Origin of the sequence: Pseudoscardovia radai (assembly GCF_002259605.1) — a bacterium.
GTDB classification, from domain to species: Bacteria; Actinomycetota; Actinomycetes; order Actinomycetales; family Bifidobacteriaceae; genus Pseudoscardovia; species Pseudoscardovia radai.
Genome location: NZ_MWWR01000011.1, coordinates 1 through 26,717, shown reverse-complemented (window position 1 = coordinate 26,717; position 26,717 = coordinate 1). Strand labels below are relative to the sequence as shown.

Here is a 26,717-nt window from a genome sequence, read left to right as displayed (position 1 = left end):
TTCAAGTTTATCAAAAAGGAAGGATGCTAATTCTCAGCTGGTTGGTGTCCATAGTTCTCGCCGGCCCAAGTTTATCAAAAAGGAAGGATGCTAATTCTCAGCTTTTCCGCCGACGCTACACGCGCCCATACAAGTTTATCAAAAAGGAAGGATGCTAATTCTCAGCAGGCCCTTCCTTCGATCTCCAGTTCCTTCAAGTTTATCAAAAAGGAAGGATGCTAATTCTCAGCAAGGAACGCGTCCCTGAGGCTCAGGGTCCAAGTTTATCAAAAAGGAAGGATGCTAATTCTCAGCCCCTCCGGGATCTGGAACGAGTCCGAGTCAAGTTTATCAAAAAGGAAGGATGCTAATTCTCAGCTCAAGCGCGGTAATCGACGTGGCGACCACAAGTTTATCAAAAAGGAAGGATGCTAATTCTCAGCCCGAGGACGATATACGCGAGGCCCTCAACAAGTTTATCAAAAAGGAAGGATGCTAATTCTCAGCTATCGTGAGTGGATCCAGCCGGGCAATACAAGTTTATCAAAAAGGAAGGATGCTAATTCTCAGCTTTGGATCGTGGACACTTTGCCGTTAACCAAGTTTATCAAAAAGGAAGGATGCTAATTCTCAGCGAGGAGGTCGCCGTTATTGCCGGGCTCCCAAGTTTATCAAAAAGGAAGGATGCTAATTCTCAGCCGGTTTTCCATATGCGCAGTTTGCTATTCAAGTTTATCAAAAAGGAAGGATGCTAATTCTCAGCGAGATGAGCGTGTCGGACCCGTCCTTGCCAAGTTTATCTTTATCAAAAAGGAAGGATGCTAATTCTCAGCGGATTCATTTCCCGGCACTTTATTAAGGCAAGTTTATCAAAGAAGAAGGATGCCAACGGTGAGAGGAGGATGACAGCACACTATAAACGCTGAGCTTCTGACAAAGATGCGGGCGGGGCACAAGAAGGGGCAGATGACACGAAAGCGGGAGAAGGAACTCGTGAACCTTGCTTCGTCTGAGACGGCAGCTTATTTAAATAGAAGTGCCGGGATTCATGCCATGGCTCTTCATTGAGGGGTTGACCAGAGGTACGCGCCACGATTGCTGCCATGTGTAGCGAACCGGCCATCGAGCTAGGGACATGTGCACCACCGAGCCAAGGGCATATGCCCTCCTACACTGCCCCCGCACCTATTTCCGCAGCCCCGGTGCCTTTGCCGCAAGGACCGCACACACCGCCACGAGCGGCAGGGTAGTGGGCGGGAAGCATAGCGCGAGCACGACGATCGTGAGCACCGGCTTTCGCGTGCAGGCGCTCACGAGGGCTGCGGTGATGCATGCCACCGCGATCATCGGGTCACAGCCGGTTGCCAGCGCCAGCGCATATCCTGCGCTCACCCCGCAGAAGATCATGGGGAAGAACTCGCCGCCGATCCAGCCGCCCGCCACGCAGAACGTGTGGATGAGCCACGGCGTCGCCGTGACGAAGGCCCCGCAGAGATTCACCGTGCGGACACTGGCATGACAAAACCGCCTGCGGACATTTGTAGGCATTGTCCGCAGACGGGTTCCGGCCAGTCCAAAAGGCTTCGGTTCATGGAAGGCATGTCATGCGAGGTCGGAATGGCCCTTGCAGAACCCCGCATACAGGAACGCAGCGGGATTCTGGTCATGGAAAGCCTCGACATAATCATCGAAGTCAACATCAGGACGGGCATCGTCAAGCTCATCCCAACGATCGTATGCATCGTCATCAAGCTCCATGCTGGTTTCCGCGCCACAGACAGGGCAGACACCGAACACATCATGCAGTTCACCATCGGTCATTTCAATCAGTCCCTTTCAATGCTTGTTTCCATATGTCATACCGGATGCTGCATTGCCGGAATCTGTTTCCCGGCACTTCATTGAGGGGAATCGTGCCAAATGCCGACCATATATTTTTATAATAAAACCAACAACCATAGATAAGGGGGTTACTATGAAACAACGAATCATCGATTCGGCTCGCAAAGCGGGGCCCTGGCTCAGGGATATCATCATTCCCGCCGTCGGGGCCATCGCATTCGTAGCAATGAGCGAGAATGCCTACAAGCGATGCCGTGCCACCATGGATCATGTTCGCAACAGGAAGCCGGGTCAGCCGTGAACAACGGAGCCAACCAGCGTTCCCGTTACATCATCGCCAGGGTTCATCTCCCGGCATTTCATTGAGGGCCTGTTCACGGAAAACAAAACAGGAAACATGAACGGAAACCTTCCATCCGAACGGCTGTCAATGGCGGTCATGAAAACAAGCATGCCAGGATGCGTGTTTTCATGACCGCCATTGCGTTTTTCGCCGGCATGTTCAGCCTGTTTCACAGAAGGGGGAGTGATGATGATTGCATTGGCTGTCATCATAATGATTCGATTTCATTGATGGCAGTGTTGATAAGCTCCATGCCCCGTAGATCCCGGATCCACTGTTCCGGGATGCCGTTCGTTCCGCCGATTCCATGAATCACCCCGGCGACGCTTCCCGCGATGCATGCCACGGTGTCCGTGTCATCGCCAAGCGAGCATGCGTTGAACACGGATTGCTCATAGCTGTCGGCATTGATAACAGACCATGCAGCGGCTTCCATCGTGCTCACGACATATCCTTTTCCACTGATTTCGCTTTTGTCATAATCCCCGATGTGGGCGAACCGTTCCGATACGGATCCCATGCCGTTCGCACGCATGTAACGGGCGGATTCGGCGAACGCACCAGCGGCATCCATCCCGCCGATGACAAGCCTCAGCGCATGGACCCATTGCACGCATGCATGCATCGAAACGGGATGGGCATGCGTCGTTGCGCTGATGCGCATGATCTCATCATCGGTCGCATCGGTCAACGCAAGCGGGGCGATTCGCATGAGCGAACCATTGCCGTTGCTGCGCTCGTCATCGCATCCATGCTTTTGAGCGATTGCCTGACATGTCGTCCCACCGCAATCCATGCATACGCCATCGATGGTATAGGCCCCGTCATTGACCCATTCCGCATATTTGGAAAGCATGTCAGCGGTGTTCACATTGCCGTCATTGTCCTTCAGGCTTGCAATCGTCGCAAGGGTCATGCTTGTGTCATCGGTCCACGTTCCTTTCGGCGCGCGTCCGATAAGACCGCCTCCGGTGATGGCGGCGCTTGTCCATGAAGGGGTGAACTTTCCACGGGTGAACTTTCCACGTTGGAAAGTGCTTTCGAACGGTGCTCCGTATGCATCGCCGACAGCCCCTCCGAGAATGAGCGCTTTCGCAATGCTGTCATTTGATGTGAACGAAACCATAAACCTCTCCTATCCAAGGAAGGAAATGATGAATGCAACCGTTGGCGTGTCTTCATGATAAAACGTTTCCGTCCCTGTCCGTGGACATGCCATCATCATGTCCTGTTCAGGGCTCTTCATGAAACGTTGGATATGCTCATTTTCGATGCCGTTCAAGGATTGACGTGCCCCTACACTGCCTGCATCCCTTATCTCCGCAACCCCGGTGCCTTTGCCGCAAGGACCGCGCACACCGCCACGAGCGGCAGGGTAGTGGGCGGGAAGCACAGCGCGAGCACGACGATCGTGAGCACCGGCTTTCGCGTGCAAGCGCTCACGAGGGCGGCGGTGATGCACGCCACCGCGATCATCGGGTCGCAGCCGGTTGCCAGCGCCAGCGCATAGCCCGCGCTCACCCCGCAGAAAATCATGGGGAAGAACTCGCCGCCGATCCAGCCGCCCGCCACGCACACGGCGGTCGCCGCGAGCTTCGCCACGCAGGTGAGCGCGAGGAACAGCGCCGTGGATCGCTGCCAGCTGCCCAGCAGCGCCACGGTGCCGGTCTGGCCGGAGAAAAGCACGTCGGGGAGTCCGATTGCCAGCAGCCCCAGGAATGCGCCGGCGATCACCGCGCGCGTCACATGGCGCTGCTCGCCGATGGCGGTGGCGATCGTGCTGCTCACGGCGTGGCACAGCAGCGAGAACTGCGCCAGCGCGTAGCCGATGATGAGTGCCGCCAGCGCCCACATCCAGTCGCGGGTGCTGGTGCTCAGGTAGTCGATTGGCGCGAAACGAGGCAGGGAACCGGCTGTGCCGAAACATGTGACGAAGCCCATGATGCCGAGCACGAATCCGGAGGCTGCGACCACCCACAGCACGCCCGAAGCAGGGCGGGAATATGCATAGGTGAAGGGATGGCGCTCGGCACCTTGCGCCACCGGCCCCTGCATTCCTGTGAGGCTGCGGATGGCGGCGCTCAGCGCGTGGTCGGGGTTGCGCACGGCGGCGAGCCCGGAACGGCGCAGCGCATGGATGCCTGCATACACGCCCGCGGTTACGAACCCGCATACGCCCGCCTCGGGACCAACCGCACCGCCGAACGCAATCGGAAGCACAAACAGCGCCAGCGACTTGCCGACGCTCGGCAGCCGGTAGGTGCCTGTCGCCCTGGCCTTGGCGATCACCTGCCCCAGTGTGTCCAGGCTGTAGCCGAAGCGCTGTGTCGCCCAACCGATGAGCGCCCCGCCTACGATGCCCAGCGCCACCGGGCTGATTCGCTGCAGCAGGGCAGTGGGCAGTGCATCACGCAGACGATCCCACAGCAGGCGTTGCAGCAGCTCGGAAAGCCGCAGCGTGCCGATCGTGCCGATGCCCACCACGGCGCCCACGAGGAATGCGAGCACAAGCAGGAGCGCGATGACGCCGGCAAGCGTGCCAGGGCGCAGCGGTCGATCGGCGGCCTCCATGATGCGCCTGCGGGCAGGCTTGTGTGGTTTCTGTCCGCGCCGTGCTGTGTCAGGCTTGCGCCGTGTGGCGTCGGGCCTTGTTGCATTCTCTTGGTTATTGTGCACGATGCCGCTCCGGTGTCTAGTGTTCCTCTGTCCGCTTCCTGGCCATTTCTCTGGCGCGGATAGTGCCATGATGCCTTCGTCACAATCATAAAGAACCAGCAGAATCGTGAATTATTTAAGGGACCATTAAGGAAGAACCAACGGTGCATACGGTGCATACGACGACAGCAGGGTATGATGCAAGGCTTTGTGCAGACGCGAGCCATGCAGGCAGAGTTCCGCACCCCAACATGACGGCGCGGAGCTCTGCTCCGCAGCCGCTGACACCTATAATGGCTGCAAGATGCAAGGTCGCATCGATTGCCGGCGCGGGAGCCGCGCTGAAGCGTTTCGTAGAAGGAGACACCCATGAACGAGACGACCATTCCCACTGATTCTCAGACCACTGATTCCCAGACGGCTGATTCCGCACAGGCGCAGTCAGCTACCGCACAGCACTCGGATTCCGCAGCGTCCATCCGTCGCATCACCGTGGCGGGCGCCGGCACGATGGGTTACTCGATGGCCGAGATCTTCGCGCGCAAAGGCTACGAGGTCACGTTGTGGAATCATCGCTGGCCTGCGCTCGACCGCGCGAAGACCCTCATCGCGCCTGAAGTCGCCGATTCCATCGACTACAGCGCGTCCGACCACGCGTTCGAAGACGCCGACCTCATCGTCGAAAGCATCGTGGAAGACATCGACGCCAAGCTCGCCTTCTACCGCCAGATCTCGCCCTTGGCGCGCCATGACGCCATCATCGTCACCAACACCTCCGGGCTGTCCATCAACAAGCTCGCCACCGCCGTCACCAGCCCACGGAGGTTCCTAGGCATGCACTGGTTCAACCCGCCCACGCTCATCCCGCTCATCGAGATCATCAAAAACGACGCGACCGACCCCACCGTCGCCCGCACCATCTATGACCTGGCGCTCGCCATCGGCAAGAAGCCGGCGATCGTCGAGAAAGACGTGCCCGGTTTCGCTGCCAACCGCATCCAGCTGGCCGTGGTGCGCGAAGTGTGCTCGATGGTGAGTAAGGGCATCATCTCGCCTGAAGGCGCCGACGCCGTGATGAAATACGGACTTGGCTTCCGCTGGTCGTGCCTGGGGCCGCTGGAGACGCTGGACTTCGGCGGCATCGACGTGTTCGAGCATGTCAGCGAATACCTCATGCCGGATCTGGAGGATTCCCACGAGGTGCCCGCCCTGCTCAAGCAGCATTATGAGGCAGGCGAGCTGGGCGTCAAGACCGGCAAGGGCTTCTACGATTACTCCGGCGACAAGGCCCGCCAGGCGACCGCCGAGCGCGACCGCAAGCTGCGCGCCGTGCACGACGCGCTGTATGGCGAAGACAACTGAGAGCCGCGCCGCTGACCGTCACTCGTCATCCCGCCGCCCCGTGCCCGCCGTTGTCGCAAGCCGCGGGGATAATCGGCACGAGAGGTCTGGCCGCCCGGCTTCTGCTCGGCTTGGAGCGAGCGGGTGGCGACACAGACCACAATCCAGCCCATCGAACACAGTTCAAGGAGCATTACATGACCCAAGGTCCCGTCCTTGTTGTCGATTACGGCGCCCAGTACGCCCAGCTCATCGCGCGTCGCGTGCGTGAGACCGGCGTGTACTCCGAGCTGATTCCTCATTCCAAGTCGGTGGAGGAAGTCCTCGCGAAGCACCCCAGCGCCATCATCCTGTCGGGCGGCCCGTCCTCGGTGTACGAAGACGGCGCGCCGCAGGTCGATCCCAAGCTGTTCGAAGCCGGCGTGCCGGTGCTCGGCATCTGCTACGGGTTCCAGGCAATGGCATACGCGCTCGGCGGCACCGTCGACCGCGCGGCCTTGGGCGAATACGGCCACACCGAGGCCACGATCAGCGATGCAACCGGCATCCTCGCCGGCTCGCCCGCCACGCAGAACGTGTGGATGAGCCACGGCGTCGCCGTCACGAAGGCCCCGCAGGGATTCACCGTGCAGGCCACCACACCGGGCGCGCCGGTCGCCGCCATGGCAGACGAATCCCGCAAGCTCTACGGCGTGCAGTGGCACCCCGAGGTGCGCCACACCGAGCTTGGCCAGCAGCTCATCGAAAACTTCATCCACAAGTGCGCCGGTCTGGAAAGCAACTGGTCCACCGAAGGGATCATCGACGAGCAGATCGCCAAGATTCGCGAGCAGGTGGGCGACGCCCACGTGATCTGCGGCCTGTCCGGCGGCGTGGATTCCGCCGTCGCCGCAACGCTCGTGCACAAGGCCATCGGCGATCAGCTCACCTGCGTGTTCGTCGACCACGGCATGCTGCGCAAGGGCGAGGCCGAGCAGGTCAAGCACGATTTCGTCGAAGCAACCGGCATCAAGCTCATCGCCGAAGACGCGTCCGACGACTTCCTCGCCGCGCTCAAGGGCGTCACCGAGCCCGAGCGCAAGCGCAAGATCATCGGCGAGAAGTTCATCCGCACGTTCGAGAAATCCACGCGCGAAGTCATGGCGCAGGCCGGCGAGCAGGGCGGGGAAGTGAAGTTCCTCGTGCAAGGCACGCTGTATCCGGACGTCGTCGAATCCGGCGGCGGCGACGGTGCCTCCAACATCAAGAGCCACCACAATGTCGGCGGCCTTCCCAAGGACCTCAACTTCAAGCTCATCGAGCCGCTGCGCTCGCTGTTCAAGGACGAGGTGCGCGCCATCGGCACGAAGCTCGGCCTGCCGGACGCCATCGTGTGGCGCCAGCCGTTCCCCGGCCCTGGCCTGGGCATCCGCATCATTGGCGAGATCACGCGCGAACGCCTCGACCTGCTGCGTGACGCCGACGCCATCGCCCGCGAGGAACTGACCGCCGCCGGCCTTGACCGCGACATCTGGCAGTGCCCCGTCGTGCTGCTCGCCGACGTGCATTCCGTGGGCGTGCAGGGCGATGCGCGCACCTACGGCAACCCGATTGTGCTGCGTCCGGTCAGCTCCGAGGATGCCATGACCGCCGACTGGAGCCGCGTGCCCTACGATGTGCTGTCGCGCATCTCCACGCGCATCACGAACGAGTGCCGCGGCATCAACCGCGTCGTGCTCGACGTGACGAGCAAGCCGCCGGCAACCATCGAGTGGGAGTGAGCGGCAGAAGCCGTGAAAACACGAGCCGTGAGACCTGTGGAATACAAGGTCTCACGGCTTTTGTTTTTCGCCAGCCTGTGTTTTCCGATGCGGTGCATGAGAGGCGTAGCAGGGCGCCGTTGCGGCGGCGGGTTCCGTCGCATGGTGAAACTTCCACAAACGGCGCGGCTTTTGGCGCGTCGCGCAAGGCGTCAAAAGTCGAATGCACATCGTATGCTGTACTGCGGTTGGGAAAAAGGCGGGGACGCCTTGACCCCACAAATTAACAGCAAACGCACTGCGGTGCAGGAAGTTACAGGAGTACATATGACGAGTCCTGTTATTGGCACACCTTGGAAGAAGCTGAACCGTGCTGTCTCCGAGGAATCTCTCGAAGGCGTTGACAAGTACTGGCGCGCTGCCAACTACCTGTCCATCGGCCAGATCTACCTTCTGAAGAACCCGCTCATGAGGGAGCCGTTCACCCGCGATGACGTCAAGCATCGTCTTGTCGGCCACTGGGGCACCACCCCGGGCCTGAACTTCCTCATCGGCCACATCAACCGCTTCATCGCCGATCACCAGCAGAACACCGTGATCATCATGGGCCCGGGCCACGGCGGCCCGGCCGGCACCGCCCAGTCCTACCTGGACGGCACCTACTTCGAGATTCGTCCGGACATCACCAACGATGAGAAGGGCCTGGCGAAGTTCTTCCGTCAGTTCTCCTACCCGGGCGGCATCCCGTCCCACTACGCTCCGGAGACCCCGGGCTCCATCCACGAGGGTGGCGAGCTCGGCTACGCGCTGTCCCACGCTTACGGCGCCGTCTTCAACAACCCGAGCCTGTTCGTGCCGGCCATCGTCGGCGACGGCGAGGCCGAGACCGGCCCGCTGGCCACCGGCTGGCAGTCCAACAAGCTCGTGAACCCGCGCACCGACGGCATCGTGCTGCCGATCCTGCACCTCAACGGCTACAAGATCGCCAACCCGACCATCCTGTCCCGCATCTCCGACGAAGAGCTCCACGAGTTCTTCCACGGCATGGGCTATGAGCCGTACGAGTTCGTCGCCGGCTTCGACGACGAGGACCACATGTCCATCCACCGTCGCTTCGCTGATCTGTTCGAGTCCATTTGGGACGAGATCTGCGACATCAAGGCCACCGCGCAGACGAACGACGTGGATCGTCCGTTCTACCCGATGATCATCTTCCGCACGCCGAAGGGCTGGACCTGCCCGAAGTTCATCGACGGCAAGAAGACCGAGGGCTCCTGGCGCGCTCACCAGGTGCCGCTCGCTTCCGCCCGCGACACCGAGGAGCACTTCCAGGTGCTCAAGGGCTGGCTCGAGTCCTACAAGCCGGAGGAGCTCTTCAACGAGGACGGTTCCATCAAGGAAGACGTCATCTCCTTCATGCCGAAGGGCGAGCTGCGCATCGGCGCCAACCCGAATGCCAACGGCGGCCTGATCCGCCAGGACCTCAAGCTCCCGAAGCTCGAGGACTACGAGGTCACCGAGGTCAAGAAGTACGGCCACGGCTGGGGCGGCATGAAGGGCGGCAAGGAAGCTACGCGCGTCCTTGGCTACTACACCCGCGACATCATCAAGCTCAACCCGGATTCGTTCCGTATCTTCGGACCGGACGAGACCGCGTCCAACCGTCTCGGCGCCGCCTACGAGGTGACGAACAAGCAGTGGGATGCCGGCTACCTGTCCTCCCTCGTGGACGAGCACATGGCCGTCACCGGTCAGGTCACGGAGCAGCTCTCCGAGCATCAGATGGAAGGCTTCGTCGAGGGCTACATCCTCACCGGCCGCCACGCCATCTGGAGCTCCTACGAGTCCTTCGTGCACGTGATCGACTCCATGCTCAACCAGCACGCCAAGTGGCTCGAGGCCACCGTGCGTGAGATTCCGTGGCGCAAGCCGATCGCCTCCATGAACCTCCTCGTGAGCTCCCACGTGTGGCGTCAGGATCACAACGGCTTCTCGCACCAGGATCCGGGTGTCATCGACATCCTCCTGAACAAGAACTTCAACAACGACCACGTGATCGGCATCTACTTCCCGTGCGATGCCAACATGCTGCTCGCCGTTGCCGAGAAGTGCTTCAAGTCCACCAACAAGATCAACGCCATCATCGCTGGCAAGCAGCCGGCTGCCACCTGGCTGACCCTCGACGAGGCTCGCGCAGAGCTCGAGAAGGGCGTTGCCGAGTGGAAGTGGGCTTCCAACGTCAAGGACGGCGAAGAGCCCGACATCGTGCTCGCCACCTGCGGTGACATCCCGGTGCAGGAGACCCTCGCTGCGGCCGAGCAGCTTGACGCCGAAGGCATCAAGTTCAAGGTCGTCAACGTTGTGGACCTCCTCTCCATCGAGAACGCTCAGGACAACGACGAGGCCATCTCCGACGAAGAGTTCACCGAGCTCTTCACCGCTGACAAGCCGGTTCTGTTCGCATACCACGCATATGCTCGCGAGATCCGTTCCCTCATCTGGAACCGCCCGAACCACGACAACTTCATCGTGCACGGCTACCAGGAGCAGGGCTCCACGACCACGCCGTACGACATGGTGCGTGTGAACGATCTCGATCGCTTCGAGCTCGAGGCCGAGGCTCTGCGCGCCATTGACGCCGACAAGTTCGCCGATCGCATCGCTTACCTTGAGAAGCACCGCGTCGACACCTTCCAGTACGCGTGCGACAACGGCGAGGATGCGCCGGAGTACACCGACTGGGTGTGGCACGAGGCCAAGGCCAAGACCGAGGCTGCTGGCGCTGTGACCGCTACCGCGGCAACCGCTGGCGACAACGAGTAAGGTTTCTTGCTCGGCAGCCGATTGAGTTCATCTGATTGGCTAGCCTGAGGGGGCTCCCGATTCGTCGGGAGCCCTTTTTGTATGCCCAGTGCCTGTTGCCGACTCTCGCCGTGTGCCCTGTGCCGTGTGCCCTGTGCCGTGTATGCCTTCGTGCAAAAATTCAATGGAACGGCCTCGCGTGCTGCTCGCCGCGGTGGTATAAGGTGGAGACAAGGCACAAGGGCAGTTGTGGCAACCGTTCCCGCAGCCTCTCGAACCTCCCGCAGCCGCCGAGCGAACCAGAGGAAGGACGCACGCATGTCATCACCGGATTTCTTCATCAGGGTCGCCACCCCGCGCGACGCCGGCCAGCTTGATGTGATCTATGCTCATTATGTGCGCGACACCGCCATCACGTTTGAATACGATGTGCCGAGCATCTCGGAATTCGCAACCCGCATCCACAACACGCTGTCGTTCTACCCGTGGGTGGTGGCGGAAGCGCCGAACGGCACGCTGCTCGGCTACGCGTACGCCGGTCCCTTCCATGCGCGTCCCGCCTATGACTGGGCGGTGGAAACCTCGATTTACGTTGATAACGACGTGCGCCGCCTCGGTTTGGGCACCGCGTTGCACAATGCACTCCTTCAGAGCCTGCAAGCGATGGGAATCACCAACATGGAGGCTTGCATCGCCGTGACAAAGCACCCTGACGAGCACTTGGGCAACGCGTCGGTGGACTTTCACCACAAGCTCGGCTACCGCATGGTGGGACGCTTTGAACAGTGCGGCTACAAGTTCCGCACATGGTATGACATGGTGTGGATGGAGCGCATCATCGGCCAGCACGTGACGGATCAGTCCGCGGTGCGTCCTTTCCTTGAGGTCGCGAACACCGTCGGTGCACTCAAGCCCGAAGCATAAGTAGGCCAGGGCGCTGAATAAATCAGGGGCGTAACGGAATGGTTAAAATAGTCCTATAATTGACTTATAGGTCTTTGGTTATGCAGCCGAAGACAGGAGACGACTCGGAACGATTCAGCTAGATAGCGCGACTCCGATGACGTGGTTCCGTGCGCCCAAGGGCGGGTGCATGAGAGGGAAGAGAGGTGAAACCATGCGTGGTGTGTATAGGTCGCTTGGGCGCCGTCGCCGTGGGCAATCGGGTTTTACGCTCGTCGAGTTGCTCGTCGTGGTGATTATCATTGGCATCCTTGCGGCCGTGAGCGTGCCGATATATCTGAATGTGCGCAAGGCGGCATGGAACAGCGCAACCGAATCCGATTTGAAGCACGCAGCAGACTCCATTGAGAACGCAAGCGTTGAACTCGGCGGTAATCTGCCTCCGAATTTCATGGTTGCAGCAAGCACCGGGGCACAGAAGCACCAGATAGCGAGCAACGTCAGATATTCCTACAGCAGCAAAGTAAACCATACTCAAACGACGGTTACGCTTTCCTCAGGCGTGTCGATGTGCTACGCAACAACTGGAACTGGCAACACCTACCGGATATATACGACCAATAGCAACAATCTGAGTGTCTACTACGTGTATGATTCGGCGACTGGTCAAGTACTAAAGAAGGACAACCCCAACAAGATTGCCGCTGCCTCGTCTACCCAAGAGCAGATGCAGTGGAATCCCGCTGGTAACGGGCACAGGAGACCGTGGCACAAAGCCCCACTTACTAAATGTCCAATCGAACAGCGTTACGGTGCGCCCAGCGCATGATGACGGAGAGGCAGGCTTGACGGTCTCTCTCCCATCCGAGTAGAGGGTTTGAGTGTGTAGAGGGACGGTGCGCTGGAGTTGTTTGCTCCGGCGCACCGTCCGTTTTATGACCTGCCGTGCTCATTCACTGTGTAAACGCGCTCAGCACCCTAGAAATCCCAATCGTCGTCGTCTGTCTCCTCTGCCTTGCCCATGACGTAGGACGACCCCGAGCCGGAGAAAAAGTCGTGGTTTTCATTTGCAGACGGTGAGAGCGCTGCAAGGATTTCCGGACTCACGTGCGTCTCCTCCGCGGCAAACCGCGTAGGATACCCGAGGTTCATCAGTGCCTTGTTGGCGTTGTATCGCACGAACGCAAACACATCCGGCATGAAGTCAAAGCCTGCATACACGTCCGCGGAGTACTCGATCTCCAATTCGTAGAGACGGTCGAGCAGACCGTTCGTGAAATCGCGCAGCATCCGCTGGTCCTCGGCGCTGCGCAGCTCGAGGCCGCGCTGGAATTTGTAGCCCGAATAATACCCGTGGATCGCCTTGTCGCGCAGAATCAGGCGAATCATGTCCGCGGTGTTCATCATCGTGCCGCGCGCCGCGAAATGCAACGGCAGATAGAACCCCGCATACAGCAGCAGCGACGACAGCAGTGTCGCGGCGACCTTGCGCTTGAGCGGGTCATCGCTCTCGTACTGCTCGAGCACGGTATCAACGCGCTCCTGCAGGATGTCGTTGCCCACCGCCCAGCGGTACGCCTGATCGATTTGCTCGCTGGAGCACAGCGTGGAGAAAATCGACGAATACGAGCGTGCGTGGATGGATTGCATGAACGCGATGTTCGTGTACACAGCCTGCTCATGCTCGGTGCGCGCATGCTCGATCTGGCAGATTTCGCCGATGGTGGCCTGCGTGGTGTCGAGCAGCGTGAGGCCGGTGAATACGCGCACGGTGGTGGTGCGCTCGCGTTCGCTCAAGGCTCGCCAGTCAGCGGTGTCGTTTGACAGCGGCACTTTTTCGGGCAGCCAGAAGTTGGCGACGAGGCGGTTCCATACCTCGAGATCCTTGTCGTCAATGATGCGGTTCCAGTTGACTGGTCGCACGCGGGCGCCATGATGATAGCGGTATTGCGCCGGGGTGATCGAGGCGGCCATGGTCGCTTCGTCTGCGATGCGGACGGTGCGGCGTGCGGCTGCCGGCATGGGTGCGGTGGGGATTGGTGTGGTGTCGGTCATGATGGTCCTTCGGTTCGCAGGGATGTTCGGTGACTGGTTTCGGTGATGTGGCTTTCGGCGACGGAATTGTCGATGGCAAGGATTGGGCGACCGCATGTCTCACAGCATGCAGCTGACGCACCCTTCGACGTCCGTGCCTTCGAGCGCCTGCTGGCGGATGCGGATGTAATACAGCGTCTTGATTCCCTTGCGCCACGCATAGATCTGCGCCTTGTTGAGGTCGCGCGTCGTGGCGGTGTCGGGGAAGAACAGCGTGAGGGACAGCCCCTGGTCCACGTGTTTCGTGGCTTCGGCGTAGGTGTCGATGATCGCCTTCCAACCGATCGTGTAGGCGTCCTCGAACATGCCGAGGTTGTCGTTGGTCATGTATGGCGCGGGGTAGTAGACGCGGCCGGTCTTGCCTTCCTTGCGGATCTCGATGCGTGCGGCGACGGGATGGATCGAGCTCGTCGAATGGTTGATGTACGAGATCGACCCGGTCGGCGGCACCGCCTGCAGGTAAGCGTTGTAGATGCCGTCGCGCAGCACCTGCTCTTGCAGGGCGCGCCAGTCCTGCGCCGAGGGAATCGCCACGCCAAGACGGTCGAAGATTGCCCGCACGGCATCGGTGCGCGGCTCGGTGCGGTACATGCCGTTCACGTACCGGTCAAAGTAATTGCCCTCGCCCGCCGGCCTCGCATACGCGCTGTCGGAAAAACCTGCGAAACGCACGCCGCGTTCGGCCGCGATGGCATGGGACGTGCGGTACGCATGGTAGGCCACCGTCATGAAATACATGTCGGTGAAATCCAGTGCCTCCTCGCTGCCATAGCGCAGTCCTTCGCGCCCCAGGAACCCGTGCAGGTTCATCTGACCCAGACCGATGGCATGGCTTTCTTCGTTGCCGCGGCGGATGGAAGGCACGCAGTCCAGACTCGTGGTGTCACTCACTGCGGTCAGTGCACGCACCGCTGTCTCGACGCTGCCCGCGAGGCCCCCGTCCATCGCCTTCGCGATGTTGAGTGACCCCAGGTTGCATGAGATGTCGCGCCCCACATGCTCGTAGCCGAGGTCCTCCCGGTAGGTGCTCGGCTCCTGCACTTGCAAGATTTCGGAGCACAGGTTGCTCATCGTCACCCGTCCGTGGATGGGGTTCGCGCGGTTCACCGTGTCTTCGAACAGCATGTAGGGGTAACCTGATTCGAATTGCAGTTCCGCCAGGGTCATGAAGAATTCGCGCGCGTCGATGTATGTTTTGCGGATGCGCTCGTCCGACACCATCTCGTCGTAGCGTTCCGTCACCGAGATGTCGGCGAACGGCACGCCATACACGCGCTCCACGTCGTACGGGCTGAACAGCGCCATGCGTTCGCGCCGCTTCGCCAGCTCGAATGTCACATCGGGAATCACGACGCCCAGCGCCAGCGACTTGATGCGGATCTTCTCGTCCGCGTTCTCGCGCTTCGTGTCGAGGAATCGCATGATGTCAGGATGGTGTGCGTTGAGATACACCGCGCCGGCGCCTTGGCGCGCGCCCAGCTGGTTGGCGTAGCTGAACGAATCCTCGAGCAGCTTCATGACCGGCACCACGCCGCTCGACTGGTGTTCGATGCGCTTGATCGGCGCGCCCGCTTCGCGCAGGTTCGTCAGCAGCAGCGCCACGCCGCCGCCTCGTTTCGACAATTGCAACGCCGCGTTGATGCCGCGCGAGATGGACTCCATGTTGTCTTCCACGCGCAGCAGGAAGCAGCTCACCGCTTCGCCGCGTTGAGCCTTGCCGAGGTTGAGGAACGTGGGGGTCGCCGGCTGGAATCGGCCCTGCACCATCGCGTCGAGATAGCCGATGGCCGCGTGTTCGTCGCCGCCTGCCAAGGCGAGCGCCACGGCGGCGCACCGCTCGGGGAAGTCCTCGAGATACTGCGTTCCGTCGAAGGTCTTCAGCGCATACGACGCATAGAACTTGAACGCGCCGAGGAAGGTTTCGAATTCGAAGCCCATGCCATGCGCGCGGGCATAGAACGAATCGAGGAATTCATCCGAATAGGCGGCGAAGACGGCGGGGTCGTAGTAGTCGTTGTCGATGAGGAAGCGCAGGCGTTCGAGTGGGGAGGCGAAGCGACGCGTGGCGGGTTCGACGGCGGTGCGCATGTAGGCGCGCACGGCATCGGTGTCGGCTTCGAAGCGGATGCGGCCGTGCTCGTCATACAGGTTGAGCAGCGCGTTGAGCGCATGGTAGTCCGGCGCAGGGTAGTCCGGCGCAGGGGCGGGCGGAATCGCGGCGGGGGTTTGCAGTGCTGATGTCATGGTTTCTCCATTGGTGTGGGATGGTCTTGGTTGGGCGGGGCAGGCGGTTACGCGGCTACGTTGTCCCTTGTCGCTTGCTTTCTGTTTGGGCGGAGCGGAAGAAATCACGCAGCCCGACTCTCACCGCGCGTCGGTCCTCGGGCGTGCCCGTCAGCTCGAATCCGTAGAGGAACGGCACGTGGCAGCGGCGGGCGATGATGTCTCCCGCGGCGCAGTACGCGTCACCGAAATTCGTATTGCCCGAGGCGATGACGCCGCGCAAGAAGCGGCGGTTCGCCCGATCGTTGAGAAAGCGCCGCACCTGCGGGGGCAGGGCTTTCGCCACATCGCCCCCGCCATACGTGGGCACTACGATCACATAGGGTTCCCGCACCTCGAGGGCTCCCTCCGCGGGGCGCAGGGGGATGCGGTATACGGCGATTCCCTCGGCGGGCAGGGCGCATCCGGCGATGAAGCGCGCCGTGTTGCCTGAGGCTGACGAAAAATACACCACCGCGCCGATGCGCGTACCCTCCGCCGGCGCCTCAGGGCGTGTGATCGGCGCAAGCGGCGTGGTCGGCTCGGCTGGGGTGGATGGTGCGGCCGGCGTAGGTGACGCGGGCTGGCGGGGTGCGGCATCGATGGCGTTCACGCCATCCGCCTCTGCTGTGCGGCGGAGGTTTCGAGACGGTGCGCTTCGAGTTGTTGCGCCAGGTCATCGATGAGGTCCGGGCGGTGGCCGGACCACGTCGCATACGGGGTGATGACGACGGGAGCCTGGCGGTAGCCTGCCTCGACGAGCTGTGCCAGGGTCTGCGGGTTGCGGCTCAGGTCCACGACGTCGAATTCGATGCCCAGCTGCGCGAGACGGCGTTCCGTCGCGGCGCACTGCGGGCAGTTCGGTTTGTCGAACACGGTGATGTCCATGTGGTCTCCTTGCGTGATCGGTGGGTGCGTGATCGGTGGGCGTCGCGCGGAAGTGCGCGGCGGGTGATAGTCAGGCTACACCGCCCCTCGATGAGCGAAATGCACTAGATGTGTTGTCAAAACTGCTCGACACGCCCACATCTAGTGCGTGGATTTCAGTCAGGAGAACGCTTCCCGGTCGCTTCGTCGCTTTCGCAAAGCCATGGGAGAGTGTGATAAAGATGACAGTGGCATACGGTGCCGAGGCGGCGATGCCTTTCGCGGCGCTGCGGACGTCAACCGGCCGCGATGTGTGCGGCGTGTCGGGAAGCGGTGGGTTGAGGTGCGTGCGGCGTGTCGGCTGTTTCGGCATCCGGACGTTGTTGCATCCCGCACTGGTCTGATGACGATGGATGCCGTACGAGTCATCGCCCTGCCCCCAGAGCAACGGCATCATAAGTGGCTGCAACCACGGAGCCGGGTTCGAAAAACGGGCATTCCGTGGAATCTGCCCACGGGTGAACGTATCATGATGAGGAATGTGCGGTGCTGCGCGCGTTGTGCAAAAGCGTGCCGCGACCTCGTGCAATGCCAAAGACATCCGAAGTGGCCGGGCGACCGGCACCAAGTGAGAGGTTGACATGTCTGAGAAGTTGAAGGTCGGCGTTCTGGGCGCCACTGGCATGGTTGGTCAGCGATTCGTGACGCTTCTGGAGAACCATCCGTGGTTCGAGCTCGTGACGGTGGCGGCATCCGCGCACAGCGCCGGCAAGACGTACGAGGAGGCCGTCGGCGACCGTTGGAAGATGGAGACGCCGATGCCCGAGTTCGTCAAGAACATGGTCGTCAAGGACGTCTCCGACGTCGAGAACGTGGCCAAGGACGTTGATTTTGTCTTCTCCGCAGTCAACATGAGCAAGGACGAGATCCGCGCCATCGAGGAGGAGTACGCCAAGACCGAGACGCCGGTCGTCTCCAACAACTCCGCCCACCGCTGGACCCCCGACGTGCCGATGGTCATCCCCGAGATCAACCCGCAGCACTACGAGGTCATCAAGGACCAGCGCAAGCGCCTGGGCACCACCCGCGGTTTCATCGCCGTCAAGCCGAACTGCTCCATCCAGGCCTACACCCCGTGCCTGGCCGCGTGGATGGAATTCGAGCCGCGCGAGGTCGTCGTGAGCACCTACCAGGCCATCTCCGGCGCCGGCAAGACGTTCAAGGACTGGCCTGAGATGATCGGCAACATCATCCCCTTCATCTCCGGCGAAGAGGAAAAGTCCGAGCAGGAGCCGCTCAAGGTGTTCGGCCACATCGAGGACGGCAAGATCGTCAAGCTCGACAACGGCCTGCGCATCACCTCGCAGTGCATCCGCGTGCCCGTGCTCAACGGCCACACCGCCACCGTGTTCGTGAACTTCGCCAAGAAGCCCACGAAGGAGCAGCTCATCGAGAAGCTCGAAAGCTTCTCCGGCGAACCGCAGCGCCTCGGCCTGCCGCACGCCCCCAAGCAGTTCATCCAGTACCGCACGGAACCCGACCGTCCGCAGGTCAAGCTCGACGTGGATTACGAAGGCGGCATGGGCATCACCATCGGCCGTCTGCGTGAGGATTCCATCTTCGACTGGAAGTTCGTCGGCCTGGCGCACAACACGCTGCGCGGCGCCGCCGGCGGCGCGCTCGAAAGCGCCGAGATGCTCAAGGCGATCGGTTACATCACCAAGAAGTGATGATTGCCGTGCCGGCTGCTACGATGTGACGCGGCGGCCGCATTCGCAAAGCCGTCCCGACCCCGTTTCCGGGGCTTTGCGCGGGGCGGCCATGTGCCCGCCGGAGTTGCGCCAGACAATGGCGCGCCGGCGGGCTTTGCCATGCGACGGCTAGGCGACGCATCGTGCCGCATGGAGCCATGCCGTGACCCATGCGGGACGAATGCCATGGAGGAGGAAAATGGAAGACGTGGTGTTGGAAACCGACAGGTTGCTTCTGCGGCCGTGGATTCCCGACGATGCCCCCGCCCTGTATCCGCTGGCGGCGAGTCCCGTCGTCGGCCCTGCCTGTGGCTGGGCGCCGCATGCGAATGTGGCGGAGACCCGTATGGTGATCCGCAACGTGCTCATGGGGTCCGAATCCTACGCCATCGTGTCGAAGGACACCTATGACATCATCGGCGCGGTGTCGCTGAAATTCCACCGCGGCGCGTTCACCCGAGACGATTCCGAACCCGAGGTGGGTTTCTGGCTGGGAGAGCCGTATTGGGGGCATCGTTTCGCCGAGGAGGCCGTGGCGGCCGTCATCGAGCGCGCGTTCACGGTTCTCGACTGCGTGGCCGTGTGGGCGTGCTATTTCGACGATAACGAGCGCGCGCACAAGGTTCTCGAGCGCCTGCACTTCATCTACGAACAGACCGAGCCGTGGGTCACGACCACGACCGGCAAGCATGCGCGCCACGAGATGTGCCTGACGCGCGACCGCTGGCCGATGCTGTCGGGGGAGCGGGGCGGCAGGCCCTTCGCCATGGCGCGCTACTGAGCTCGGGGCATCCTGGCTCCGGGCCTCGCGGGCGGGTTACATCCGGGCGGGTTACATCGTGGACAATTCCATAACCAGCTCGTGCGCCACGTCATCGACGGTGCGCGGCATGAGGCGCGGGAAGACGTGCCCGAGCGCGGACAGAGCGGGCACGGCCTTGACGTAGGCGTCGTTGCGCCCGCCGCCGTAGATGACGGATGGATTCACTACCACGACCTTCCGGTTCGAGCGTTCCAGATGTTCGGTGATGCTGCGTTTCGTGTGCCGGAAGCGGGCCGGGCCCACGCAGCCGGCCACGTAGCCGATCTCGGGGATGTCGTGGCGCCGCGCGAGGGCGAGGGTGCTGCGCGCGGCCTGCACGTTGCGTGCCATATTCGTCACGTCGCCCACGAGGTCCACGATGCATGTGTACTCGGTGTCCTTCGGAAGCTGCGATTCGACGACGGCGACATCGCGTGCGTTCGCCTTGATGGAGTGCACGCGCGGGTTGTCGACGGCGCCTTTGCCCGAACGCGACACGATGTAGAACTCGGCGCGCGGATCGTGTGACAGCCACTGCGCCGTGAGCTCTCGGCCCACGTATCCGTTGCCTCCCAAGATGATGATGTTGCGCATGATCTCCTCCCGTCTCTCATTCGCAATCGTTGCATCACGCCGCCTCTGTCACCAGCGGGTTACTTAGTTACTTAACTGTAGGTTCGGATTGCTGATTTTTGCAACAGGTTCCGCGGTGGCACGGTTCCACAGCAGGATGTTTGGCGGCGGCGCATGGCAGGCGTTGCATAATGGAGGCAGAAGGCACGCGCAGGGTGGCAGGTGCGGGAAGCAACGACCCCAACGGCGAGAACGAAAAGAGGCAGCCATGAAGAATCGGACGCAGTCGTCGCAGCCCCGCCAATGGCATGGCGTGAACCTGGGCAACTGGCTGGTGCTCGAAAAATGGATGGAGCCGCACCTGTTCGAAGGTCTTGCCGCCGACGACGAGAACGAACTGGCGCGCGAAGCCGATTCCGAGTGGCTGCAGCAGCGCATCAAGCATCACCGCGACCTGTACATCACCGAGGATGACTTCCGCCAGATCGCTGCCAGCGGGCTGAACCTCGTGCGCCTGCCCGTGCCCTACACGGTGCTGTTGAAGAAACCGCCGCTGGGCGGATGCTACCGTTACGTCGACAAGGCGATGGACTGGTGCGAGAAATACGGACTCAAGCTGCTCCTCGACCTGCACACCGCGCCCGGCGGGCAAAATGGCTTCGACAGCTCCGGCGTGATCGGCAAAGTCACCTGGCATCTCAAGCCGCAGAAGGTCGAGCAGGCCATCGAAGTGCTCGAGGGTCTGGCGCGCCGGTATGGCACGCGGGAAGGATTGTTCGGCATCGAGGTGATCAACGAGCCGATCAGCTACACGGTGTTCCGTTCCTCGCGCAAACGCTATGCGCCGCGCAATCCCAAGGACGCGGCGATTTCCACCTACGTGCCGCTGAGGTTCCTGCGGCAATACTATCTGGCATGCTACAAGCGGCTGCGCCGGTGCCTGCCGCCGGACAAGGCGATCGTGTTCCATGACGGTTTCCGCCTGGCGCATTGGAAGACGTTCTTCGCCAAGCACCATATGTCGAACGTGTATGTGGACGCACACATCTACCTGTCCGCCGCCGAACGCGCGGTGAGGATGCACAATCCGCTCGCGTATCGGCTGATCCTGGCGTTCGAACGCCATCGTCTGCGCGACATGCAGCGGCATGTGCCCGTGATCGTGGGCGAATGGTGCGTGGAGAACGACTGGGCGAAGGACCTCGACCGCGGCGAACTGACGGACGACGAGTTCGATGACGAGCAGCAGCGGCGCTTCGCCCTCGTCACGCGCATGCAGCTCGAATGCTTCGCCGCATGCTCGGGGTGGGTGTATTGGAGCTGGAAGCTCGAGCCATCCCAGCACACCGCGCCGGACGCGATGTGGAAGGAATGCTGGGACTTCCGGCGCGCGCAGATGCACGGGTGGCTGCCCCGCGCGTTCTGATTGTGTTCTGATCGCGGGGATGACGGTGTGTTTCGGCGGCGCGGTGCACGATGGCACCGGCCGGCTTACGATGGAACAGGCAAGGAGGAGACATGCAACAGCCGAACGTCAGCATCATCGTGCCCGTCTACAACGCCGAGAAAGGCATCCGGCGGTGCGTCGACTCGATTCTCGGGCAGGAATACCGCGACGTGGAGGTGCTGCTCGTCGACGACGGCAGCACCGACTCCAGTCCCGCCATCCTCGACGCCTACGCCGCCGCAGACCCGCGCGTCACGGTCTGGCACCGCCGGAACTCCGGCGTGTCGGCCACCCGCAACTTCGCCCTCGGCCAAGCCCACGGACGCTGGATCCAGTTCCTCGACGCCGACGACTGGATCACCGAGGACGCCACGAAGCTTCTTGTGCGCGCCGGCGAGGAGAACGGCGCCGACATGGTCATCGCCGACTTCTACCGCGTGGTGGGCGACGACGTGGCCGTCAAAGGCCAGATGGCGCAGCGCCAGACGCTGATGACCCGCGAGGAATACGCCGACGAGATGATGAAAAGCCCCGCCGACTTCTACTACGGCGTCATCTGGAACAAGCTGTACCGGCGCGACATCATCGAAAGCTACCAAGTGCGCATGGACGAGCGCCTGGACTGGTGCGAGGACTTCATCTTCAACCTCGAGTACGTGCTTCACGCCCGCACCGTGTTCCCGCTGCATTCGCCGATCTACTACTACGTGAAGACCGAAGGTTCCCTCGTCTCGCGCAACGACGTGTCCGACACGGTGCGCATGAAGCGCACCGTGCTGCAGTACTACCGCGACTTCTACAAGGACGTGTTCGACGAGGACGAATACAAGCGCCGCCGTGCCGACGTGTACCGCTACCTCGTCTCCTTCGCCACCGACGACGCGGCCATCTCCGTCATGCCCGGCACCATGAAGCTGGGCGACGAGCGCGTGCTTGCCTACGTCCCCGACGGCATGGAGGCGAACCCCTTCCTCGGCACGTACTACGCCGTGCGCATCCTCGAGCGTTACCTCGACCGCGTGGCCGAGCAAACCGACCTGCCGCTGCGCCAGGTGCGCATCCTGGCCTACCTTCATTACGGCCGGGGCTCCGTCGACATGACGGCGCTGAGCGATTTCATCGGCCAGCCGCGCCCCGCCACGATGCTCGATCTGCAGCGCCTCGACATGGGCGGCTGGATCGACGTCACCTGGATCAGCGCCAATGAGCCGAGCGTGGAGTTTACCGAGAAGGGCCGGCGCGTCGCCTTTGCCATCGACCATGCGCGTGACGATTTCCAGAGCTTGTTCGCCCTTGACGACACCGCATGGCGGCATGTCTACGATGTGATGGCCGACGCGCTCGGACGGACCACGAAGGCGCTGGTGCGCTCCACGAAGGACGCCGAACGGCAGGAGGAGGCCGAGCGCAAGGCCGCGAAACGCGAGGCGAAGCAGGCCGCGAAAATCGCCAAGCAGGAAGCCAAGGCCGCGGCGAAGGCCGCAAGGCTTGAGGCACGCCAGAGCGCCGGGCAAGAGGAGGGATCGGCGGAACCGATGCGGGAACCGACGGATGCCGTGGATGCCGTGGATGCGACGGATGCCACGGTGCGGGGAACCGGGGCGATGCTGTGATGGGCGAGGGTGCGGCGATCGCCATGGCCTCGGGCGCCGGCCTGGCCATGGCCCTGCAAAGTCCGACGAACGGCTCGCTGGGAACGCGCATCGGCGCACACCGTGCCACCATCGTGAACTTCCTCGGCGGAGAGATCCTGCTTGTGCTCGCGGTGGCTCTGTTCGGCACCGGTGACCTCACGCAGCTGGCGGTCGTCCCGTGGTGGCAGTTCCTGGGTGGGTTCTACGGTATTGCGGTCGTGCTCGCCGTGGCCACGGCCACTCCGGTGCTGGGGGTGGCGCTGACGCTGACGGCCGTCATGCTGGGGCAGGTGAGCGGCGGCATGGTCATAGACGTCTTCGGGTGGTTCGAGACGCAGCGCCAGCCCCTTGACGCGCTGCGCGTGCTCGGCTGCCTGGCCACGCTTGTGGGAATCGTGTTCGTGTATATCAGCCGGCAGAGGCTGCAGAAAGGTCTGGGAGGGCAGGCCGACGCCCCGTTCCGCGTGGACGGCGCGGCGCTGCGCCTGCTCGCGCTCGTGTTCTGCTCCGGGGTGCTCAGCGCCATCCAGTCGCCGACGAACGCCGCCCTCGTGCGGCGTGTCGGCTCGCTCGAGGCGCCGCTGGTCAACTTCACGGTGGGACTCGCTCTGGCGCTCGTCGTCGGCGTCGTCACCTCCCGCATGCACGGGGAGCGCCTTCTGCCGCCGGCGCAGGACCTGCGGGGGACGAGCCCGTGGCAGTATACCGGCGGCGTATACGGCATGGCCATCGTGATACTCGCCGTCCGGTCCACTCCCGTCATCGGCGTGGGGCTGATGGTCACGTGCCAGATGCTGGGGCAGCTGGGCGGTGGCATGGTCATCGACGCCTTCGGCCTCATGCGCACCCCGCGCGTGCGCATGGACGGCTGGCGCATCGCCGGCGTGGGCGCCATCGGGCTGGGAATCGTGCTCGTGGCGCTTGGCGAGATGTGACGGCGCGGTCGGTGTTGCGGGTCACGCCGATGATGCATTCGGGCGGCAGCCCGCGCAGCGCGTCGAGAACTGGGCGGGCGAGGAGATCTTCATTCTCGGTCCAGTCGAGGATCTCGAGATCCGTGGCGTCGGAAGCGGTTTCGAAAGACATGGTGCTCCTTTCTCCTGCGCATATGCCAAAGGCGGCGGAGCGTGGAAACGCTGCCGCCGCCATCGTTTTTCCTTTGAACGCGTTGCGCCGGATACCGGGGCCTACAGGGCGAGGAACGCCTCGTGCAGGCGCGTGTCGGAGTCAAGCTCCGGGTGGAAGGAGATGCCGATCTGGTTGCCCGAGCGGGCCGCCACCACATGGCCGTCCACCGTGGCGAGAGTCTCGGCGCCGTCATCGACGGAGGTGATGAACGGCGCGCGGATGAATGTCATCGGAATGGTCCCGATGCCCTCGAACGGGGCCGTCGTGTGGAAGCTGCCCAGCTGGCGGCCGTACGCGTTGCGCCGCACGTGCACGGGCAGCGTGGCGAAATACGGGCCGTCATGCCGGTCGGTGATCGTGTCGCCGTCGGCGGTCTCGACATGTTCGGCGAGCAGAATCAGCCCCGCGCAGGTGCCGAGCACCGGCTTGCCGGCCTTGATATGCGCGGCAATCGGGTCGAACAGGCCGCTGGAATGCAACAGCTTGGACTGCGCCGTGCTCTCGCCGCCGGGAAGAATCACGCGGGCGATGGAATCGTCGAAATCGTCGGCCGCGCGCAGCAGGCGCCACGGGGCACCGAGGCGGTCGAGCATGGCGGCGTGCTCCGCGAACGCGCCCTGGACGGCTAGGATTCCGGTCACGCCGCGCGACTGGTCGCCGCCGCGTTCCTTGCTGATGTACTGAACCGCGACGACCATGTCACTCGCCCCTCGCGGCCATGATCGTCTTGATCTCGTCCTCGTTGATGCCCACCATGGCCTCGCCGAGGTTCTCGCTGAGGGAGGCGAGCAGGTCGGCGTCCTGCCAGTTCGCGGTGGCCTTGACGATGGCGGCGGCGCGCTTGGCCGGGTCGCCGGACTTGAAGATGCCGGAGCCGACGAACACGCCCTCGGCGCCCAGCTCCATCATGAGGGCCGCGTCGGCCGGCGTCGCCACGCCGCCGGCCGCGAAGTTCACGACGGGCAGGCGGCCGTTGTCATGCACGTACTTGGCGAGGTCGTAGGGAACCTCGAGCTTCTTGGCGGCCTCGTACACCTCGTCGTCGCGCAGGGCGGTGAGCTCGTGGATCTGGCGGTTCATCGTGCGCATGTGGCGCACGGCCTGGATCACGTCGCCGGTGCCCGGCTCGCCCTTCGTGCGGATCATGGTGGCGCCTTCGGCGATGCGGCGCAGCGCCTCGCCGAGGTTCTTCGCGCCGCACACGAACGGCACCTTGAACTGGCGCTTGTCGATGTGGTACACGTCGTCAGCGGGGGAGAGGACCTCGGATTCGTCGATGTAGTCGATGTCGATGGCCTGCAGGATGCGGGCCTCGGCGATGTGACCGATGCGCACCTTCGCCATGACCGGGATCGACACGGCGCGCTGGATGCCCTTGATCATGGCCGGGTCCGACATGCGCGACACGCCGCCGGCGGCGCGGATGTCGGCGGGGATGCGCTCGAGGGCCATGACGGCGCAGGCGCCGGCGTCCTCGGCGATCTTCGCCTGCTCGGGGGTGGTGACGTCCATGATGACGCCGCCCTTGAGCATCTGGGCCAGCTGGCGGTTGAGGTTGATGCGCTCGGGGCCGGTCTCCGGAGTGTCCTGGGATGCTGCCGTGTCGGTTGTGGTTTCGCTGGTCATGGGGCTCCTTTCGTGGGCGCGACTCCCGTGGATGTGCGGGGGCTCGCGCGGCTTGTGACATCGGCATCGCGCGAGGGGCTCGCGCGACTGCGACGATTCGAGATGCAACGATTCGAGAGACTACGGAGGGAGCGCCGGTCGCGCGACCCTTCTTCCGGCGAAAACGGCGCGATGTATAAGACCAGAACATGATCAGAAGGCGGTTTACGATAAGACCAGACTCGGTGTGTCGCGCGGGTCGCGGCATGCAGGAAGCGCCGGAGCCCCAACGGCTCCGGGATTGTTACGGATTGGTGACGGCGAGGGTCGCCACGGAGGTGCGAATGGCTTTTCATTACGATATGACCAGACGCGGGTCATGCGGACTGTACGAGTACCTGTACCGTTGCATCCGCGCGGATATCGAACGCGGCGCCGTCGACCCGGGCGACCGCCTGCCGTCCAAGCGCGCCCTCGCCGCCGATGCCGGGGTGAGCGTCATCACCGTGGAGAAGGCCTATGCCCAGCTGGCCGCCGAAGGGTATATCCAGTCGCGTCAGCGCCGCGGGTATTTTGTGTCGCGTCTGCCGGGTGCGGCGCGACATGCCTCGATTGTCAGGAGTGTCGCGGACCATGACCTCGTCCGGGTGGCGCACGCCGGCTCCGGTGCGCGTGTCGGCTCCAGCGCGCCCACCGTTCCGTCCGTCGCTGCGTCATCCGCCTCGCCCGCGACGGATCCGGCCTCGTCCCTGGTGGCGGATTTCTCCTGGCCGGTGTCGAACCCAGGCGTGGCCTCGGGTCTGTGGAGCAAGGCGCTGAAGGCCACGCTGGCGCAGGAAAGCGACCGCGAGCTCTATGCGCCCCAGCCCTCGCAGGGATCGCTACGCCTGCGCCGCGCCATCGCCGCCCACCTGTCGGCGGTGCGCGGCATGGACGTGGACCCCGGCTGC

The 26,717-nt window shown here is 62.6% G+C and carries 23 protein-coding genes and 1 CRISPR repeat array; of the genes, 11 read left to right on the top strand and 12 right to left on the bottom strand.

Annotated features, from left to right (window positions below):
• Window positions 1-2: 2 nt before the first annotated feature.
• A CRISPR array of direct repeats spans window positions 3-812; the repeat unit is 36 nt; unit sequence CAAGTTTATCAAAAAGGAAGGATGCTAATTCTCAGC.
• A gap of 352 nt (window positions 813-1,164) precedes the next feature.
• The 5 genes from PSRA_RS09800 to PSRA_RS06550 all read right to left on the bottom strand — a co-directional run bounded on the left by PSRA_RS09800 (window position 1,165) and on the right by PSRA_RS06550 (window position 4,735).
• Window positions 1,165-1,527, bottom strand: a complete 363-nt coding sequence (locus PSRA_RS09800) for a chloride channel protein (protein WP_143516378.1) — start codon at window positions 1,525-1,527, stop codon at window positions 1,165-1,167.
• 54 nt (window positions 1,528-1,581) lie between these two features.
• On the bottom strand, window positions 1,582-1,800 hold the full coding sequence (locus PSRA_RS09215) for a hypothetical protein (protein ID WP_143516377.1): 219 nt from the start codon (window positions 1,798-1,800) through the stop codon (window positions 1,582-1,584).
• Between the two features lie 312 nt (window positions 1,801-2,112).
• A complete protein-coding gene (locus PSRA_RS09210; protein ID WP_143516376.1) occupies window positions 2,113-2,376 on the bottom strand; it encodes a hypothetical protein in 264 nt (87 codons plus the stop codon).
• Window positions 2,373-3,290 (bottom strand): ADP-ribosylglycohydrolase family protein, encoded by a 918-nt coding sequence (locus PSRA_RS06555; protein ID WP_094661107.1) that lies wholly within the window; start codon window positions 3,288-3,290, stop codon window positions 2,373-2,375. Before PSRA_RS06555 ends, PSRA_RS09210 begins: the two co-directional genes overlap by 4 nt.
• Before the next feature lie 188 nt (window positions 3,291-3,478).
• Entirely contained in the window at window positions 3,479-4,735 is a 1,257-nt protein-coding gene (locus PSRA_RS06550) for a chloride channel protein (RefSeq protein WP_158216354.1), read from the bottom strand.
• A 453-nt stretch (window positions 4,736-5,188) separates the two neighbouring features.
• On the opposite strand from PSRA_RS06550, the gene PSRA_RS06545 reads away from it, so the two are divergent.
• From PSRA_RS06545 to PSRA_RS09680, 5 genes are all read left to right on the top strand, one after another.
• Window positions 5,189-6,181, top strand: a complete 993-nt coding sequence (locus PSRA_RS06545; protein WP_094661105.1) for a 3-hydroxyacyl-CoA dehydrogenase family protein — start codon at window positions 5,189-5,191, stop codon at window positions 6,179-6,181.
• Window positions 6,182-6,357: 176 nt separating this feature from the next.
• Window positions 6,358-7,920, top strand: a complete 1,563-nt coding sequence (guaA, locus tag PSRA_RS06540; protein WP_094661104.1) for a glutamine-hydrolyzing GMP synthase — start codon at window positions 6,358-6,360, stop codon at window positions 7,918-7,920.
• Window positions 7,921-8,226: 306 nt separating this feature from the next.
• Window positions 8,227-10,722, top strand: coding sequence for a phosphoketolase (locus PSRA_RS06535; RefSeq protein ID WP_094661103.1), 2,496 nt, complete (start codon window positions 8,227-8,229; stop codon window positions 10,720-10,722).
• Window positions 10,723-11,019: 297 nt separating this feature from the next.
• A complete protein-coding gene (locus PSRA_RS06530) occupies window positions 11,020-11,625 on the top strand; it encodes a GNAT family N-acetyltransferase (RefSeq protein ID WP_094661102.1) in 606 nt (201 codons plus the stop codon).
• Window positions 11,626-11,794: 169 nt separating this feature from the next.
• Window positions 11,795-12,433, top strand: a complete 639-nt coding sequence (locus tag PSRA_RS09680) for a type II secretion system protein (RefSeq protein ID WP_275542333.1) — start codon at window positions 11,795-11,797, stop codon at window positions 12,431-12,433.
• Between the two features lie 149 nt (window positions 12,434-12,582).
• On the opposite strand, the gene nrdF is transcribed toward PSRA_RS09680, so the two are convergent.
• From nrdF to PSRA_RS06505, 4 genes are all read right to left on the bottom strand, one after another.
• Window positions 12,583-13,578, bottom strand: a complete 996-nt coding sequence (nrdF, locus tag PSRA_RS06520; RefSeq protein ID WP_211280502.1) for a class 1b ribonucleoside-diphosphate reductase subunit beta — start codon at window positions 13,576-13,578, stop codon at window positions 12,583-12,585.
• Between the two features lie 180 nt (window positions 13,579-13,758).
• Entirely contained in the window at window positions 13,759-15,942 is a 2,184-nt protein-coding gene (gene nrdE, locus PSRA_RS06515; RefSeq protein WP_094661100.1) for a class 1b ribonucleoside-diphosphate reductase subunit alpha, read from the bottom strand.
• A 55-nt stretch (window positions 15,943-15,997) separates the two neighbouring features.
• Window positions 15,998-16,480, bottom strand: coding sequence for a class Ib ribonucleoside-diphosphate reductase assembly flavoprotein NrdI (gene nrdI / locus PSRA_RS06510; RefSeq protein WP_094661111.1), 483 nt, complete (start codon window positions 16,478-16,480; stop codon window positions 15,998-16,000).
• An 89-nt stretch (window positions 16,481-16,569) separates the two neighbouring features.
• Window positions 16,570-16,848 (bottom strand): glutaredoxin domain-containing protein, encoded by a 279-nt coding sequence (locus PSRA_RS06505; protein ID WP_094661099.1) that lies wholly within the window; start codon window positions 16,846-16,848, stop codon window positions 16,570-16,572.
• Window positions 16,849-17,468: 620 nt separating this feature from the next.
• Here PSRA_RS06505 and asd point away from each other — a divergent pair.
• Both asd and PSRA_RS06495 read left to right on the top strand, forming a co-directional pair.
• Window positions 17,469-18,557: an aspartate-semialdehyde dehydrogenase gene (gene asd / locus PSRA_RS06500; protein WP_094661098.1), complete on the top strand. Its 1,089-nt coding sequence runs from the start codon at window positions 17,469-17,471 to the stop codon at window positions 18,555-18,557.
• Between the two features lie 220 nt (window positions 18,558-18,777).
• Window positions 18,778-19,359, top strand: coding sequence for a GNAT family N-acetyltransferase (locus PSRA_RS06495; protein ID WP_158216353.1), 582 nt, complete (start codon window positions 18,778-18,780; stop codon window positions 19,357-19,359).
• Between the two features lie 51 nt (window positions 19,360-19,410).
• Here PSRA_RS06495 and PSRA_RS06490 read toward each other — a convergent pair whose 3' ends face one another.
• Window positions 19,411-19,974 (bottom strand): NAD-dependent epimerase/dehydratase family protein, encoded by a 564-nt coding sequence (locus PSRA_RS06490; protein ID WP_094661096.1) that lies wholly within the window; start codon window positions 19,972-19,974, stop codon window positions 19,411-19,413.
• A gap of 247 nt (window positions 19,975-20,221) precedes the next feature.
• Between PSRA_RS06490 and PSRA_RS06485 the strand changes: the two genes are divergently transcribed.
• From PSRA_RS06485 to PSRA_RS06475, 3 genes are all read left to right on the top strand, one after another.
• Complete coding sequence (locus tag PSRA_RS06485) at window positions 20,222-21,379, top strand: glycoside hydrolase family 5 protein (protein WP_158216352.1); 1,158 nt, start codon at window positions 20,222-20,224, stop codon at window positions 21,377-21,379.
• A gap of 92 nt (window positions 21,380-21,471) precedes the next feature.
• On the top strand, window positions 21,472-23,013 hold the full coding sequence (locus PSRA_RS06480; protein ID WP_158216351.1) for a glycosyltransferase family 2 protein: 1,542 nt from the start codon (window positions 21,472-21,474) through the stop codon (window positions 23,011-23,013).
• The gene (locus tag PSRA_RS06475) at window positions 23,013-23,969 is read left to right on the top strand and encodes a DMT family transporter (RefSeq protein WP_094661093.1); all 957 of its coding nucleotides are present in this window, start codon (window positions 23,013-23,015) and stop codon (window positions 23,967-23,969) included. The genes PSRA_RS06480 and PSRA_RS06475 overlap by 1 nt, the downstream gene beginning before the upstream one ends.
• Before the next feature lie 252 nt (window positions 23,970-24,221).
• On the opposite strand, the gene pdxT is transcribed toward PSRA_RS06475, so the two are convergent.
• Window positions 24,222-24,860: a pyridoxal 5'-phosphate synthase glutaminase subunit PdxT gene (pdxT, locus tag PSRA_RS06470; RefSeq protein ID WP_094661092.1), complete on the bottom strand. Its 639-nt coding sequence runs from the start codon at window positions 24,858-24,860 to the stop codon at window positions 24,222-24,224.
• Window position 24,861: 1 nt separating this feature from the next.
• A complete protein-coding gene (gene pdxS / locus PSRA_RS06465; RefSeq protein WP_169712485.1) occupies window positions 24,862-25,788 on the bottom strand; it encodes a pyridoxal 5'-phosphate synthase lyase subunit PdxS in 927 nt (308 codons plus the stop codon).
• A 323-nt stretch (window positions 25,789-26,111) separates the two neighbouring features.
• On the opposite strand from pdxS, the gene PSRA_RS09205 reads away from it, so the two are divergent.
• Window positions 26,112-26,717: GntR family transcriptional regulator (locus tag PSRA_RS09205; RefSeq protein WP_158216350.1), on the top strand; the 606-nt coding region annotated here is incomplete at its 3' end.